Source organism: Pseudoalteromonas translucida KMM 520, assembly GCF_001465295.1.
In the GTDB taxonomy this organism is placed as follows: domain Bacteria; phylum Pseudomonadota; class Gammaproteobacteria; order Enterobacterales; family Alteromonadaceae; genus Pseudoalteromonas; species Pseudoalteromonas translucida.
Map to the genome: position 1 here is coordinate 115,344 of NZ_CP011034.1, position 17,650 is coordinate 132,993.

The following is a 17,650-nucleotide window of genomic DNA, read 5'->3' on the forward strand; positions in this document are numbered from 1 at the left end:
AATTATCATAGTGGCTACAAAAGTTTCAAGGATGTAATTATGCAGGGTTGGTTACAACGCTTCTTTTTTGTTGGCTTTATGGCTGTATGCAGCATTTTTTCTACATTGAGTTTTTCTGTTACACCAGCAGACTTATTTGAACAATTTAAGTCGGCTAAAAGTTGGTCAGATAAACAAAGCTTTGCCTCTACACTGTTAACTAAAAAAAATTTACCGCACCAACAGCGTATTGCTATATATAGCGACTTAGCTGAGCTTGCCTTTAATGCCAACGACCTTCCTCACGCCTTAGAATATTATAAGTTATTAGAGCGCAATATTAGTTTTGAAGAATTGCCCGATCTGTATTTTAGAGCAATAAAAATGCAAGGTGTGGTGTTGTATTATCAAGGGTTTGTACAACAAGCAGTGGTTGATTATAGCCGTGCTTTAGGGTTAGCCATACGTTTAAAAGGCTCGTTAAAACAAGCCAATTTATTAAGTAATATAGGCTTGGCTTACTTTGATATGTATAACATGGAACTAGCTCTGGATTATTATCAGCAAGCAAAACTGATCTACGAAAAAGAGGGGAGTGCGCAAGACAAAGCCGATATTTTACACAATATTGCTGGGATATATATTCGCCTTTCTCGTTACGAATCAGCACTTGAAATGTATCGTGAGGTATTAAAGGTATTTCAACAACTTGGTGATGAAGATGGCGTAGCTCAAGTCTATGGCAATATGGGTGTAGCTTATACTGAGTCAAAACAGTATCAATTGGCGCTGCATTATAATCAGCTGGCACTACGTTACTATCAGAGCATAAATAATGCATTCCAACTCTCTACTAAGCACGCTAATTTAGCGAGTATTAATCTGCACTTAAATAAATTTGATGTGGCCTTGTATCATGCAAAGGCGGCGCAGCAATTCGCACTTGATGCAGGGAATAAATCATTGCTAGCGGCGGCATTGCATGTGCTCGCTACCGCGCAATTTGCTCAAGGCGATATTGAAAATGCAAAAACAACGTCAGAACGCTCAATTGCATTAGCAAAAGAATATAAAAATGGCATGCGTATTAAAGACGGCTTAGGTATTGAGGCTTTGATTTATTCAAGCTTAGGCGACTTTAAGCAAGCACTGCAATTGCATCAGCAGTATGTTGACTACCAACGCAGTATAAATACAGAAGAGGCTTCAAAGGCTGTTAGTATTTTTCAAACTCAATTTGAAGCAGATAAACTAAACCAAGAAATTAAACAGCTAAAACAACAACAACACTTACAACAACTGCAAATATCTAAACGTTTTCAATTAACTATTTTGCTTGGCATTGTGGCAATTCTTATTTTAATTACAGTTATTGCAATTTACCGTCGCAGAATAGAAAGTAATGCAAAATTACAATTAACAGAGCAAGTAGAGCAACGCACGTTAGAATTACAAAGTGTGGCGCAAGAGTTGCGCGAAGCAAACGATGTTAAAAGTCAGTTTTTAGCAAATATAAGCCATGAAATTCGCACCCCACTTACCGCTATTTTAAGCCAAACCGACGACTTAATTAATGGTTTGTATGAGCCTGAGCAGTTACAAGATGAGCTTAAAGTTATTCAGCGTCAAAGCGAGCATTTAAAAAGTTTAATAAATGATGTGCTCGACTTAAGTAAAATAGAAGCTAACAGATTGGAGCTGTCTATTTCTTGTTTTGATATTGTACAAGTGCTGAATGACATACATGGGATGTTTAGCGTACAAGCAAAAGCTAAAAACTTATCCTTGGTATTTGACAACCAACTTGGTAATGAACTGTATACCAGGCTTGATTTAACCCGCGTAAAGCAAATTTTAATAAACCTATGTGCTAATGCAATTAAATTTACTCACAGCGGCCAAGTTACGATTGTGGCCAATAATACCGAGCAAGGGCTGGTGTTCACGGTAAAAGATACCGGAATAGGTATGAATACAGCACAACTTAAGCTTATTTTTGAATGTTTTAGCCAAGCAGATAATAGTATTAGCCGTCGTTTTGGTGGTACTGGTTTGGGGCTTAGTTTGTCACAACAACTTGCTGCCATGATGGGGGGATATATTAGTGTGCAAAGCGAATTTAAAAAAGGCAGTCAATTCTCATTTTTTGTGCCGTGCGTACCAGTAGATAAAAGCGAATGTACAGTTACAGCTAAAGACAATATAAATAGTGACCATAAAGCGCTAAGCGCTAAAGTGGTACTTGCTGAGGATCATGACGATAATCGCAGATTAATAAGCCGTTATTTACGCGCCATGGGGCTTGACGTTATTGCAGTTGAAAATGGTGAGCAAGCTGTAGAGCAATGTTTAAAAGAGTATCCTGATTTTGTGCTATTGGACATTCAAATGCCTATTATGGATGGTATTACTGCTTTTGAGTTACTCAGGCAGTGCGGTTATGAGCTGCCAATATTTGCTTTAACCGCGAATGCAATGAGCCATGAGATCGAGCAGTATTTAGCACTTGGTTTTACTGATTACTTAGCTAAACCAATTGATAAAGAAAAGTTTTATAGCACTATAGCTGAGCATCTCGCATCAATAAAAAATGAGCATAACAGCACAAACGTAAAGATAGATATGAGTGACTTAGTGGCTAGTTTCAAACAAAGCTTATCAATAGAAAGTGAGCTAATTAGCCAGCACTTTAATAGTGGCGATTTTGTAGCGTTACAAAAAGATAGCCATCGTATTTTAGGGGCAGCACAAATGTTTAAGTTGTGCGACATTGCAGACGCTGCAAAAGCGTTAGATGATGCGTGTAAAAATCCAGAAGAAGTACAAAATATTGCAGTGTTAGTTGATAAACTACAAGCCTTATTTTTGCATTACAAAGAGCATGGTTAAAGCGGTACAGCGCTACTTTTTTGCAGGTAAATAAAAACGCCTAATAATTGATATTCAATTGTTAGGCGTTTTTTTATAAGCTTTAAAACTTATATGGAATTACTGGCGTTTCATCGAATCAAAAAACTCATCGTTGGTTTTGCTCATCGATAATTTATCAATTAAAAATTCCATCGCGTCAATTTCTGACATGTCATGAACAATTTTACGCAAAATCCACAGCTTTTGTAGCTCATCTGGTTTTGTGAGTAATTCTTCACGACGAGTGCCTGAACGGTTAAAGTCGATAGCTGGGAATACACGTCGTTCCGCAATTTTACGGTTAAGATGTAGTTCCATGTTACCAGTACCTTTAAACTCTTCGTAGATAACTTCATCCATTTTAGAACCGGTATCAATAAGCGCAGTAGCAATAATTGTTAAGCTGCCGCCTTCTTCAACATTACGTGCAGCACCAAAAAAACGTTTCGGTTTATGGAGTGCGTTTGCATCAACACCACCGGTAAGTACTTTACCAGATGATGGAATAACGGTGTTGTAAGCACGGGCTAAACGTGTGATTGAGTCAAGTAAGATAACAACATCTTTTTTATGCTCTACTAAACGTTTTGCTTTTTCGATAACCATTTCGGCTACTTGTACGTGGCGAGAAGCAGGTTCATCAAATGTTGATGCAATTACTTCGCCTTTTACAAGACGCTGCATTTCGGTTACTTCTTCCGGACGCTCATCAATTAGTAATACCATTAATGTTGCATCTGGGTGGTTGTGAGTAATCGATTGCGCAATATTTTGTAGTAGCATGGTTTTACCCGCTTTTGGCGGTGCTACTAATAAACCACGTTGACCACGACCAATAGGAGAGGCTAAATCAAGTACTCGGGCTGTAATATCTTCCTTACTACCGTTACCGCGTTCCATACGAAAACGTTCGTTTGCATGCAGTGGTGTTAGGTTTTCAAAAAGAATTTTAGTGCGAGAGTTTTCAGGTTTATCAAAGTTAACTTCATTTACTTTAAGTAAAGCAAAGTAACGCTCACCATCTTTAGGTGGACGAATAAGACCTGAGATTGAATCGCCAGTACGCATACTAAAACGGCGAATCTGGCTAGGTGAAACATAAATGTCATCTGGGCCAGCTAAGTAAGAGGCTTCTGATGATCTTAAAAAGCCAAAACCATCTTGCAAAATTTCTAATACACCGCCACCGAAGATATTCTCTCCGCCTTTGGCATGTGATTTTAAAATAGCAAAAATGATATCTTGCTTTCTCAAGCGGGCTACGTTTTCGAGCCCCATGGACTCAGCTAAGTCTACAAGCTCTTTTATAGATTTGTCTTTTAGTTCGCGTAAATGCATATTGGTGGGTTCTTTATTACAGTTGTCATACTCAAAATCGCTTTGTTTGATCGTTGAGTGAGGTTTGTTGAATATAACTAAGGATTAGTTGGCTTTATAAACTAGCAGCTCATTGACACAGCGTCCAGTGTTTATACAAAAAAATAATAAAAAAAGGGCATTAAGCCCTTTTTTATTATTTAAATTTAAAGATTGTTTTCTAAAAACTCGATTAATTGAGTTTTTGAAAGTGCGCCAACTTTAGTTGCAGCAACTTGGCCATCTTTAAAAAGAAGTAATGTAGGGATACCACGAATACCAAATTTAGGCGGTGTACCCGCATTTTGATCGATATTAAGTTTAGCTATGGTAACGCGACCATCAAATTCCTCAGCAACTTCACTAAGGATAGGGGCGATCATTTTACAAGGTCCGCACCACTCAGCCCAAAAGTCTACTAGTACAGGCTTGTCTGATTGTAATACGTCAGCTTCAAAGCTATCGTCAGTAATTTGGATTATTTTCTCGCTCATTGCGCTCTCCGGTTTAGTTAGGCGAAATATTTAGTGCGTATTTAAACACTCTTGTTTCTTATTGCAAGTTTAAACGTTATGCTTAAACGCTATGACTAAGACACATTTGACCGATAAAAAGTTTTCAGACTTTGCTATTGCACCGGAAGTGGTTGCCGGTTTAACCGAAAGTGGGTTTGAATATTGCACACCCATTCAAGCTAAATGCCTACCTTTTATTTGTGAGGGTCGCGATATCGCAGGCCAAGCACAAACAGGTACAGGCAAAACGTTGGCGTTTTTAACTGCCACGTGCCATCGGTTATTACAATCTAGCAAAGCCCCTAGTAAACATCCAAGAGCCCTGATCATGGCCCCTACAAGGGAGCTGGCGATTCAGATACACAAAGATGCAAAAATTTTAGCGCCGCACTGTAATCTTAACTTAGGTTTAGTATATGGTGGCGAAGATTACGAAAAACAACGTGCACAACTAGAAAAAGGCGTTGATATTTTAATTGGTACTACAGGTCGTTTAATTGATCTGTATAAGCAAGGCTGTTACACCCTTAATGAAATTGAGGTAGTCGTGCTTGACGAAGCAGATCGTATGTTTGATTTGGGCTTTATCAAAGATATTCGTTATATGTTCCACCGTATGCCAGATACATCAAAGCGTTTAAATTTATTATTCTCTGCAACGCTATCGTATCGTGTACAAGAACTTGCGTTTGAACATATGACCAATCCTGAGCACGTACAAATTGAGCCAGATGTAAAAACCGGTAAACGCATTCAAGAAGAGCTATTTCATCCTTCACAAGAAGATAAAATTAAGCTGCTGCTGACGTTAATTGAAGAAGAGTGGCCTGAAAAAGCCATTATCTTTGCTAACACTAAGCATAGTTGTGAAACCGTATATGCCTGGTTAAAGGCCGATGGACATCGGGTTGGCATGCTTACTGGTGACGTAAATCAGAAAAAACGTCAATCAATTTTAGCTGAGTTTAGTAAAGGCGACTTAGACTTTTTAGTGGCGACAGATGTTGCAGCACGTGGTCTACATATTCCTGAAGTAAGCCATGTATTTAATTTTGATTTACCAGATGATTGCGAAGATTACGTACACCGTATTGGCCGTACAGCTCGCGCTGGCGCGTCTGGTCACGCTATTAGTTTCGCATGTGAACAGTATGCTTATAACTTGCATGAAATTGAAGAGTATATAGATCACAGTATTCCATTATCACATTACGATAAAACAGCATTACTGGATGATTTAACTAAACCTACTATTCATAGAAAGCGTAACTTTTCTACAGGTCCACGTAATCGCAGTAACAACAGCGGACGTCGCCCAAATAATAGTTATCAAAAAGGACGGTCATAAACGACCGTTAGTTTAACTGTAATAGTAATTAGAGGTTTTTGAACGGTGGGGCAACTTAAACCGCAAAAAAATGTATATGCAGTTATTGATTTAGGTTCAAATAGCTTTCATATGCTTATTGCTAAATCAATAGCTGGCGGCCTACAAACCATAGGTCGTGTTAAACGCAAAGTAAGGTTAGCTGCAGGGCTTGATATAGACAATGTATTAAGCTCAGAAGCAATGCATAGAGGATGGGAGTGCCTAGCGTTATTTGCTGAGCGCTTACAAGACATCCCCAAACAAAACATCACTATAGTTGCCACCGCCACATTACGTTTAGCTAGTAATGCTGATGTATTTAAAGCGCAAGCAGAAAAAATCCTCGGTCATAAAGTTAATGTCATTAGCGGCGAATTAGAAGCGCGCACTATATATAAAGGCGTTGCTCATACCTCATCTTGTACCGGTAGTCAGCTTGTTATCGATATTGGTGGTGCTAGCACTGAAGTGATTATTGGTAAGAACTTTGATGCATTACTCTATAAAAGCCTGAACATCGGGTGTGTTACCTACCTAGAGCGCTATTTTAAAGATTGCAAATTAAGCAATACAAACTTTAACACCGCAATAAAAGCCGCACGCACTGTCATTGATGAAATTGCATCAGAGTATAAAGTTAAAGGCTGGCAAGTAGCCTCAGGTGCTTCGGGTACAGTGCAAGCAATTCAAGAAATCATGATAGCGCAAAATCTAGATGAGCTATTAACCCTTGAAAAACTCTACACTATCAAAAAGCAATCAATCGCTTATAAAACGATTACCGCATTAGACCTACCAGGGCTAAGTGAAGACCGCCGTTTAGTGTTTGTATCAGGGCTTGCCATCTTAATTGCATTATTTGAATCGCTCGAGATAGAAAAAATGGGATTAGCAGGTGGAGCACTGCGTGAAGGTGTTTTATATAGCATGCTACCAGAGCTGCATAATAGCGATATTCGTAAGCGTACAGTCGACGGCTTTATCGATCGTTACCATGTTGATCAAAAGCAAGCTAGTCGCGTCGCCAGTCTCGTATTAAACTTAGCTTCAGAAGTAAATGAAAGCTGGCCAATAAAAGCACTTAACGGGTTGCCTTTATTAACGGCAGTTGCACAGCTACATGAAATTGGTTTATTGATAGAGTATAAGCAGTATCACAAACACAGTGCTTATATTTTAAAAAACACTGAGATGCCAGGTTTTTCGCAGTCAGAGCATAAAGTCATTGTTGCGGTAACTAAAGGGCATCGCTCTGATCTGCAAAAAGGGTATTTCGATTCGCTTGGTGCAAATAGTGTACTTGCGCAGTATTTAGTAAGACTAATACGTATAGCCGTCATTTTATGTATGCGTCGCCAAGATGATGTACTCCCTGAGTTTGCGATAACTGTTAAAGACGATGTCTTAAATCTGCAGTTTGAAAATGACTGGTTGAAAAACCATCCATTAATGGCAAGCGAGCTGCAACAAGAATCTAAGCAGCAAGCGAAACTTGGCTGGAAGCTCATAGTAAATTAACTAAATAGGCCCACAAGGGCCTTTTTAGTGTTTAAAATAACCACTTGGTTTAAATATCAAGCGAACAGCACTTTATTTTAAGTTTTCTTTAAAAAACGCTTGCGTAAAACTGGCTGCGCCCTATAATGCGACCCCACTGAGACGGCAGACAGCAACGCTTAGCGAGGCAAGAGTCAATCAGTGAGTCGAGTAAAACTTAAAGTTAGATTTTTATAAAGTTTACATTTAAGTGTTGACAAAAAAATAGGAAAGCGTAACATGCGCAGCCCTAGCGAGATAAAGTTTTACTTTATTGTCGCAACGTTCTTTAACAATATAAAGCAATCATCTGTGTGGGCACTCGTACAGATTGAGTTCTAACAGCCAAACTTAGTTCGCTAAGTAAGGCAAACAAATTAGAGTCTCAATTGAAACTGAGTGACCATATGTTATTAAAAGATTCAGCCTTGAGCTGTTTTGATTTTACTTTTTTTAAAAGTGAAAATAATAACGCACAGTCAATTCGTTTTTGGCAACAAAAACAAAAAATTCAGAATTCATTGAGCTGTCGAAAGACATAAAACTTTTTAATTGAAGAGTTTGATCATGGCTCAGATTGAACGCTGGCGGCAGGCCTAACACATGCAAGTCGAGCGGTAACAGAGAGGTGCTTGCACCTTTGCTGACGAGCGGCGGACGGGTGAGTAATGCTTGGGAACATGCCTTGAGGTGGGGGACAACAGTTGGAAACGACTGCTAATACCGCATAATGTCTACGGACCAAAGGGGGCTTCGGCTCTCGCCTTTAGATTGGCCCAAGTGGGATTAGCTAGTTGGTGAGGTAATGGCTCACCAAGGCGACGATCCCTAGCTGGTTTGAGAGGATGATCAGCCACACTGGGACTGAGACACGGCCCAGACTCCTACGGGAGGCAGCAGTGGGGAATATTGCACAATGGGCGCAAGCCTGATGCAGCCATGCCGCGTGTGTGAAGAAGGCCTTCGGGTTGTAAAGCACTTTCAGTCAGGAGGAAAGGTTGGCGGTTAATACCCGTTAGCTGTGACGTTACTGACAGAAGAAGCACCGGCTAACTCCGTGCCAGCAGCCGCGGTAATACGGAGGGTGCGAGCGTTAATCGGAATTACTGGGCGTAAAGCGTACGCAGGCGGTTTGTTAAGCGAGATGTGAAAGCCCCGGGCTCAACCTGGGAACTGCATTTCGAACTGGCAAACTAGAGTGTGATAGAGGGTGGTAGAATTTCAGGTGTAGCGGTGAAATGCGTAGAGATCTGAAGGAATACCGATGGCGAAGGCAGCCACCTGGGTCAACACTGACGCTCATGTACGAAAGCGTGGGGAGCAAACGGGATTAGATACCCCGGTAGTCCACGCCGTAAACGATGTCTACTAGAAGCTCGGAGCCTCGGTTCTGTTTTTCAAAGCTAACGCATTAAGTAGACCGCCTGGGGAGTACGGCCGCAAGGTTAAAACTCAAATGAATTGACGGGGGCCCGCACAAGCGGTGGAGCATGTGGTTTAATTCGATGCAACGCGAAGAACCTTACCTACACTTGACATACAGAGAACTTACCAGAGATGGTTTGGTGCCTTCGGGAACTCTGATACAGGTGCTGCATGGCTGTCGTCAGCTCGTGTTGTGAGATGTTGGGTTAAGTCCCGCAACGAGCGCAACCCCTATCCTTAGTTGCTAGCAGGTAATGCTGAGAACTCTAAGGAGACTGCCGGTGATAAACCGGAGGAAGGTGGGGACGACGTCAAGTCATCATGGCCCTTACGTGTAGGGCTACACACGTGCTACAATGGCGCATACAGAGTGCTGCGAACCTGCGAAGGTAAGCGAATCACTTAAAGTGCGTCGTAGTCCGGATTGGAGTCTGCAACTCGACTCCATGAAGTCGGAATCGCTAGTAATCGCGTATCAGAATGACGCGGTGAATACGTTCCCGGGCCTTGTACACACCGCCCGTCACACCATGGGAGTGGGTTGCTCCAGAAGTAGATAGTCTAACCCTCGGGAGGACGTTTACCACGGAGTGATTCATGACTGGGGTGAAGTCGTAACAAGGTAGCCCTAGGGGAACCTGGGGCTGGATCACCTCCTTATACGATTTAGAACTTATTTGTTCGTAGTGTCCACACAGATGATTGTTAATTAGTGCTTGTCCTTCGGGATAACTAATTAATATGCTCTTTAAAAATTTGGAAAAGCTGATAATAAAATTCTGATAGATACATTGTATTTATCAAGAGTTTTCAAAAGTAAAAAAAAGAATGGTAGCAGTACCATTCAGTGCCATTTAGTTAACTCTTATGAGTTGATTGATTGGTATCTACTTTAGTATTCAATATTGACTTCTGGCGAAGTTAAACTGTCACACAACAAAGACCCGTTTGGGTTGTATGGTTAAGTGACTAAGCGTACACGGTGGATGCCTTGGCAGTTGGAGGCGATGAAGGACGTATTAACTTGCGATAAGCCTAGTCAAGCTAGTAAAAAGCACTTGAGACTAGGATTTCCGAATGGGGAAACCCACCTGCTTGCAGGTATCGTTAACTGAATACATAGGTTAACGAGGCGAACGCGGAGAACTGAAACATCTAAGTACCCGTAGGAAAAGAAATCAACCGAGATTCCGAAAGTAGCGGCGAGCGAAATCGGAACAGCCCTTAAGCTTATTATGTGTTAATGGAAGGCTGCTGGAAAGCGCCACGATACAGGGTGATAGTCCCGTACATGAAAAGACATTTTAAGTGAAATCGAGTAGGTCGGAGCACGTGAAACTTTGACTGAATATAGGTGGACCATCATCTAAGGCTAAATACTCCCAACTGACCGATAGTGAACCAGTACCGTGAGGGAAAGGCGAAAAGAACCCCTGTGAGGGGAGTGAAATAGAACCTGAAACCGTGTACGTACAAGCAGTAGGAGCCCACTTGTTGGGTGACTGCGTACCTTTTGTATAATGGGTCAGCGACTTATATTTTGTAGCGAGGTTAACCGATTAGGGTAGCCGTAGGGAAACCGAGTCTTAACTGGGCGAATAGTTGCAAGGTATAGACCCGAAACCCGGTGATCTAGCCATGAGCAGGTTGAAGGTTGAGTAACATCAACTGGAGGACCGAACCCACTAACGTTGAAAAGTTAGGGGATGACTTGTGGTTAGGAGTGAAAGGCTAATCAAACCGGGAGATAGCTGGTTCTCCCCGAAATCTATTTAGGTAGAGCCTCGGACGAATACTTACGGGGGTAGAGCACTGTTAAGGCTAGGGGGTCATCCCGACTTACCAACCCTTTGCAAACTCCGAATACCGTAAAGTAATATCCGGGAGACACACGGCGGGTGCTAACGTCCGTCGTGAAGAGGGAAACAACCCAGACCGCCAGCTAAGGTCCCAAAGTCATAGTTAAGTGGGAAACGATGTGGAAAGGCCCAGACAGCCAGGAGGTTGGCTTAGAAGCAGCCATCCTTTAAAGAAAGCGTAATAGCTCACTGGTCGAGTCGGTCTGCGCGGAAGATGTAACGGGGCTAAACTATGCACCGAAGCTGCGGATTCATCTTAGGATGAGTGGTAGGGGAGCGTTCTGTAAGCCGTTGAAGGTGTGCCGGGAGGCATGCTGGAGGTATCAGAAGTGCGAATGCTGACATGAGTAACGATAATGGGAGTGAAAAACTCCCACGCCGGAAGACCAAGGGTTCCTATCCCATGTTAATCAGGGTAGGGTAAGTCGACCCCTAAGGCGAGGCCGAAAGGCGTAGTCGATGGGAAACAGATTAATATTTCTGTACTCGATATAATTGCGATGGGGGGACGGAGCAGGCTAAGCAAGCATGGCGTTGGTAGTCCATGTGAAAGTGAGTAGGGCGTTTGTTTAGGTAAATCCGGACGAACATTAAACCTGAGACACGAGACGAGTCACTAAGGTGATGAAGTTGCTGATGCCATACTTCCAGGAAAAGCCTCTAAGCTTCAGATTATATGGAATCGTACCCCAAACCGACACAGGTGGTCAGGTAGAGAATACTAAGGCGCTTGAGAGAACTCGGGTGAAGGAACTAGGCAAAATCGTACCGTAACTTCGGGAGAAGGTACGCTCCTATCTGTGATGAGACTTGCTCTCTAAGCGGACGGGAGCCGCAGTGACCAGGTGGCTGGGACTGTTTATTAAAAACACAGCACTGTGCAAAATCGCAAGATGACGTATACGGTGTGACACCTGCCCGGTGCCGGAAGGTTAATTGATGGGGTTATCCTTAGGGAGAAGCTCTTGATCGAAGCCCCGGTAAACGGCGGCCGTAACTATAACGGTCCTAAGGTAGCGAAATTCCTTGTCGGGTAAGTTCCGACCTGCACGAATGGTGTAACCATGGCCACGCTGTCTCCACCCGAGACTCAGTGAAATTGAAATCGCAGTGAAGATGCTGTGTACCCGCGGCTAGACGGAAAGACCCCGTGAACCTTTACTACAGCTTGGCACTGAACATTGAACCTACATGTGTAGGATAGGTGGGAGACTTTGAAGATGAGACGCTAGTTTTGTTGGAGTCAACCTTGAAATACCACCCTTGTAGTTTTGATGTTCTAACGTTGGCCCCTGAATCGGGGTTACGGACAGTGCCTGGTGGGTAGTTTGACTGGGGCGGTCTCCTCCTAAAGAGTAACGGAGGAGCACGAAGGTTGGCTAAGTACGGTCGGACATCGTACGGTTAGTGTAATGGTAGAAGCCAGCTTAACTGCGAGACAGACACGTCGAGCAGGTACGAAAGTAGGTCATAGTGATCCGGTGGTTCTGAATGGAAGGGCCATCGCTCAACGGATAAAAGGTACTCCGGGGATAACAGGCTGATACCGCCCAAGAGTTCATATCGACGGCGGTGTTTGGCACCTCGATGTCGGCTCATCACATCCTGGGGCTGAAGTCGGTCCCAAGGGTATGGCTGTTCGCCATTTAAAGTGGTACGCGAGCTGGGTTTAGAACGTCGTGAGACAGTTCGGTCCCTATCTGCCGTGGGCGTTTGAGAATTGAGAGGGGTTGCTCCTAGTACGAGAGGACCGGAGTGAACGAACCGCTGGTGTTCGGGTTGTCATGCCAATGGCATTGCCCGGTAGCTACGTTCGGAACTGATAAGCGCTGAAAGCATCTAAGCGCGAAGCAGGCCTCGAGATGATTTCTCACTAGAGCTATAAGCTCTCTGAAGGGCCGTTGGAGACTACAACGTTGATAGGCAAGATGTGGAAGTGCTGTGAGGCATTAAGCTAACTTGTACTAATTACCCGTGAGGCTTAACCATACAACGCCAAACGCGTTTTATGTGACAGTTCAAGCAAGAAGTTAATATTGCTAAAGTAGATATTACTGACAGAAAACTTAAAAAATATTATCAGATATTTTCCAAATTCAGTTAATTTGTAGTAATACGAATTAACGCCCTAATTTGCTTGGTAACAATAGCGTTTTGGACCCACCTGACCCCATGCCGAACTCAGTAGTGAAACGAAACAGCGCCGATGATAGTGTAGCATTTGCTATGTGAAAGTAGGACATTGCCAGGCTCCAAATTGTAGAAAGCCCGAATCTAACGATTCGGGCTTTTTTACGTCTGCGGAAAAGTGAAAGGCTAAAAGCCTTATGAAGAAAGTTGCTTTGCGAGTATATGTGTTGTGTTTTTAAACTGTTGTTCTAATTGTTTTTTGCCGCTGAGATTTAAATTTTTAATAAGTTGTTCATCGGTATGATGTTGTAAAACTGTTTGAATTAAAAGTTGCTGTTGATTGCTTGTTAACTTAGTCATTGCAGCAGGGCTTTGGCTAATTAAACGCCAGAGAGTGGGTGAAATAGTAAAGCGGTTACTGCTGAGTTGCTGTGTAAATAACCTTAACGTATCAGAAGCTATTACCTCATCATTAAATGAGCGCAGTAATGTGCTAACCAATTGCCATTCTAATGACTTAAAGTGGCTTAATAGGCCATAAAACAGCTCGTATTGAAACTGCTTAATCAGTGACTGTAAACTTTGCTGTGGTGCATTAAGTGATTTAACAACGAGTGTTGCGTGCTCAGCAGTGCTTTTGTCGCGCTGGTAACCTAATTTAACAGCATTAAAGCCTAGGTTTTGCCAAAAATTTAGCAATTGTGCAGTGGCACCAAAACTAGCACCAAACCAAGTACATTGTTCTTTTACTTGTGACTCGCTATAGCCCAGTAATGCTTTTCCTAGGCCACAATTATGTGAGCTTGGATCAATTGCAATACGCACAACTCGCGCACTTAAATGAGTTAAGAAATCACTGCTAAAGCTCAGTTGTGCAAGTGTTTGCGCCATTAAATGCCCTTGTGGGCGGCGCTCACCACTTATAACTTGCTCGGTAAGTTCAGGGCTTAAACCGCCTTCTATCGCGATTAAACATACACCTACTAATTGCTTGTTTATTTTGCTTATAAATATGCGTTGCGATGGTGAATCTAACAACTGGCGTAAATCATTCACACTACTTTGATAATGAGCAAGTGCTAGTAAAGCAATGACTTGGCACAGTAGTGCTTCATCATTTATGAGTTGTTGTTGAGTTACTTCACTATGCTTAGGAATCTGCGACTTATTGCTATTAGTTTCTTGATACTGTGCATCAAGTGCTAATAAACTGCGAATATGCTGCTCAAGAGGGTCGTGCTTAGCAAAGCGTAATGGCTCATCAAGAGTAATTACTTTAGAGGCTTTATACTGGTTTTTAATATATTGGCTAAAGCGAATTGTATAGCCTCTACCATTGCCTTCATAACCCACTAAGGTGCTTGCAAATACAATGCGAGGATAATGCGCTAACATACTTAATAACATAGGCACTGGAATAGCAGCAGCTTCATCTACTAAGAGTACATCACACTTGGGGAGCTCATTTAACAGAGCGTCTGGTGCAATATATTGCATGTTAGCAAGCTGTTTTTGTAATGGATCGTAATTAACATTTAGCTGTGCAGCTAAGTGTTTAAAGCTGCTGTGTGTTGCTCTAAATTGAGTAGCGCAAATAATTACATTTTTATCAGCTAATTCTGCGGCTGCTAAGCCTAATGCGGCTGACTTTCCTCGGCCCCTATCTGCATTGATCAGTAGTGGCCTATTGGCGCGTCCATGAGCTAATTTTACTATTTGTGCTACGCAGTTTTTCTGCGGTTCAAAATCAATACTAGTGTGCAGTGCGTAGTTATAATTATTATTGATGCAGCCAAATTCTTCACTGTAATGCAAGGCCGGTAAGCTTTTAATAATAGAGCTGAAACGCTGATTGAATAAACTATATTGATTGCTGTGGCCATGAGACTGGACACTTTTTAATGCGGGATCTTGCCAGTTATTTAGGTTACCCAGCTCAGGAAGTAATACAAACAATACTCCACCAGCTCTAACGGTACCTGCAATTGCGGCCAACTTATCGGGGTATAAGCCACTAAAGCCATCGTAAATGGCGTGGGTAAATTCTTGTCCTAATATTTGGTGAATGTGTGCAGGCCATTGAGCATTTTTAAGTGCACAATGTTTAGATAGAGTAAGTGTATTGGTATTTTGTACTAGTGAGTTTGTCAGCTCATAGCACCAATTGTCATTGCCAGTAACAAGCACTAGCTGGCGGTGATGCGCGCCAGCTAATTGTTGCTCTAGTTGTATGAGCTGCTTTTTATATAGCTTGTAGTCTTGCATATGCCGTTACTAACCACTTACTACCTAAATCATCAAAGTTGACTTGTACGCGAGATTGCGCACCCGCACCTTCGTAATTAAGTACTGTACCAATACCAAATTTAGCATGCAGTACACGTTGCCCCAAGTTAAAGCCGCTATCTTCAAATGCAGCGTGACTAACTGATGCGCTAAAACGCCCTGCAGCGGGTGGTCGAGATACTTGGGTTTTAATACGAATTTCTTCAACACAGTCCTCAGGAATTTCCCGTAAAAAGCGCGATGGTGTATGGTATTTTTCTTGTCCGTATAAACGACGGCTTTCGGCATGGCTAATATATAGTTTATCCATAGCTCGGGTCATACCTACATAACAAAGGCGGCGTTCTTCTTCTAAACGGCCAGACTCTTCATTACTTTGTTGAGAAGGGAACATACCTTCTTCTACGCCAACCATAAACACTAACGGAAATTCTAAACCTTTAGCTGAGTGCAGTGTCATCATCTGTACAGCGTCTTCGTGCTCTTCTGCTTGTCCTTCACCAGATTCAAGCGAGGTATGCGCTAAAAAGCCTTGTAGAGGAGAGCTATATTCTTCTTCCTCAGGCAATTCGTACTGATCGCAAGCGCTAATAAGCTCTTCTAAGTTTTCTACTCGGGCACGGCCTTTTTCACCTTTTTCGGCTTGGTACATTGCCATTAGCCCAGAGGTTTGAATAACGTACTTAGCTTGCTCATGTAGCGTTAAATCGCTAATTTTATCTTCAATATGCTCTACTAGTTCGACAAATTTACTTACTGCACCAGAGGCGCGGCCAGATAAATGTTGTTGCTCTACAATTGCTTTTGCTGCATACCAAAGTGGTAACGATTCGGCGCGTGCACAGTCGCGTATATGGCTTAGCGTTTTATCGCCAATACCACGAGCTGGAGTATTAATTACTCGCTCAAATGCAGCATCGTCTTGACGGTTACCTATTATGCGTAAGTACGACAGGGCGTCTTTAATTTCTTGGCGTTCGAAGAATCGCATGCCGCCATAAATACGATACTTTAGGCCTTCTTGTAGCATGGCTTCTTCGAGTACACGTGATTGCGCATTACTTCTATATAAAATAGCCGCATCTTGCAGCGCATTGCCGGCATTTAACCAACTACGCAGTTTACTGCTTACAAAACGCGCTTCGTCTAGCTCGTTAAATGCGGCGTAAATAGAAATAGGTTCGCCCTCGTTACCGTCGGTCCATAAGCTTTTACCCATACGCTCTGAGTTATTTTGGATCAGGGCATTTGAGGCTTTTAATATAGTGGCGGTAGAGCGGTAGTTTTGCTCAAGGCGAATGGTCTCTGCGCTAAAGTCAGTTAAAAAACGTTTAATATTTTCTATTTTTGCACCGCGCCAACCATAAATACTTTGATCGTCATCGCCAACAATCATAATACTATTGGAGTCGCCAGCAAGTAGTTTTAACCATGCGTATTGTATGGTGTTGGTGTCTTGAAACTCGTCTACTAACATGTGTGCAAAGCGCTGTTGATAATGGCGCAGTAGTGTAGGGTTGTTTTTGAGTACTTCGTAGCTGCGCAGTAGTATTTCGGCAAAATCGACTAAGCCTGCTCTGTCGCATGCTTCTTGATACGCCGCGTACACGCGCAGCATCATTTGCTCGTTAATATCGTAGGCTTGAATATCTTTAGGGCGAAGTGCTTCATCTTTTTTAGCGCTTATGTACCAACCAAACTGTTTAGCGGGCCATTTTTTATCATCAATATTCATCGATTTTAATAAGCGTTTGATCATACGTAGCTGATCGTCTGAGTCTAAAATTTGAAATGCTTCGGGTAATTTTGCTTCACGGTGGTGCGCGCGTAAAATACGGTGCGATAAACCATGGAAAGTACCAATCCACATACCACCAACCGGCGCTTTTAGCGTCTCCTCAACGCGAGTACGCATTTCTTTAGCTGCTTTATTAGTAAAGGTAACCGCAAAAATACTATACGCTGAGGCTTGCTCAACTTGCATTAGCCAAGCAATACGATGAACCAACACTCGTGTTTTACCAGACCCAGCACCTGCTAATACCAGCATGTTTTGTAGTGGGGCTGCAACGGCATCGCGTTGTTTGTCGTTTAAGCCATCGAGTAATTGTGAAACGTCCATCGTTACGCCTTTTTAATCAATAATGCGGGCAGTATAGCAGGTGTTTTTGTTAGGCTAAATAAAATACTGTTTTTATACACAGCTATTCATAAAATTATGTTCTAAACTAGTAGCTTGATAGCAAATCAAAAACGAAAAAGGTTAAAAAGATATAATAAAAATT

General features: G+C 42.3%; 7 protein-coding genes and 3 rRNA genes. 6 read left to right on the plus strand and 4 right to left on the minus strand.

Going from position 1 to position 17,650, the window contains the following annotated elements; all coding sequences use genetic code 11:
• The first annotated feature begins 39 nt into the window (after window positions 1–39).
• Window positions 40–2,868: a tetratricopeptide repeat protein gene (locus tag PTRA_RS00560; protein ID WP_058372300.1), complete on the plus strand. Its 2,829-nt coding sequence runs from the start codon at window positions 40–42 to the stop codon at window positions 2,866–2,868.
• 99 nt (window positions 2,869–2,967) lie between these two features.
• On the opposite strand, the gene rho is transcribed toward PTRA_RS00560, so the two are convergent.
• Both rho and trxA read right to left on the minus strand, forming a co-directional pair.
• A complete protein-coding gene (rho, locus tag PTRA_RS00565) occupies window positions 2,968–4,227 on the minus strand; it encodes a transcription termination factor Rho (RefSeq protein WP_011326839.1) in 1,260 nt (419 codons plus the stop codon).
• A gap of 185 nt (window positions 4,228–4,412) precedes the next feature.
• A complete protein-coding gene (gene trxA, locus PTRA_RS00570) occupies window positions 4,413–4,739 on the minus strand; it encodes a thioredoxin TrxA (RefSeq protein WP_011326840.1) in 327 nt (108 codons plus the stop codon).
• Between the two features lie 91 nt (window positions 4,740–4,830).
• On the opposite strand from trxA, the gene rhlB reads away from it, so the two are divergent.
• The 5 genes from rhlB to rrf all read left to right on the plus strand — a co-directional run bounded on the left by rhlB (window position 4,831) and on the right by rrf (window position 13,200).
• On the plus strand, window positions 4,831–6,108 hold the full coding sequence (gene rhlB / locus PTRA_RS00575; RefSeq protein WP_041454311.1) for an ATP-dependent RNA helicase RhlB: 1,278 nt from the start codon (window positions 4,831–4,833) through the stop codon (window positions 6,106–6,108).
• Window positions 6,109–6,153: 45 nt separating this feature from the next.
• A complete protein-coding gene (gppA, locus tag PTRA_RS00580; RefSeq protein ID WP_058372301.1) occupies window positions 6,154–7,647 on the plus strand; it encodes a guanosine-5'-triphosphate,3'-diphosphate diphosphatase in 1,494 nt (497 codons plus the stop codon).
• 567 nt (window positions 7,648–8,214) lie between these two features.
• A 16S ribosomal RNA gene (locus tag PTRA_RS00585) occupies window positions 8,215–9,750 on the plus strand.
• A 299-nt stretch (window positions 9,751–10,049) separates the two neighbouring features.
• Window positions 10,050–12,938: ribosomal RNA gene (locus PTRA_RS00590) — 23S ribosomal RNA — on the plus strand.
• 147 nt (window positions 12,939–13,085) lie between these two features.
• Window positions 13,086–13,200, plus strand: a 5S ribosomal RNA gene (rrf, locus tag PTRA_RS00595).
• Together the 16S, 23S and 5S rRNA genes form the textbook arrangement of a ribosomal RNA operon.
• 74 nt (window positions 13,201–13,274) lie before the next feature.
• On the opposite strand, the gene PTRA_RS00600 is transcribed toward rrf, so the two are convergent.
• Together PTRA_RS00600 and uvrD are read right to left on the minus strand one after the other, a co-directional pair.
• Window positions 13,275–15,344, minus strand: a complete 2,070-nt coding sequence (locus PTRA_RS00600; RefSeq protein WP_058372302.1) for a tRNA(Met) cytidine acetyltransferase TmcA domain-containing protein — start codon at window positions 15,342–15,344, stop codon at window positions 13,275–13,277.
• Complete coding sequence (gene uvrD, locus PTRA_RS00605) at window positions 15,322–17,487, minus strand: DNA helicase II (protein WP_058372303.1); 2,166 nt, start codon at window positions 17,485–17,487, stop codon at window positions 15,322–15,324. The genes PTRA_RS00600 and uvrD overlap by 23 nt, the downstream gene beginning before the upstream one ends.
• Between the last annotated feature and the right edge of the window lie 163 nt (window positions 17,488–17,650).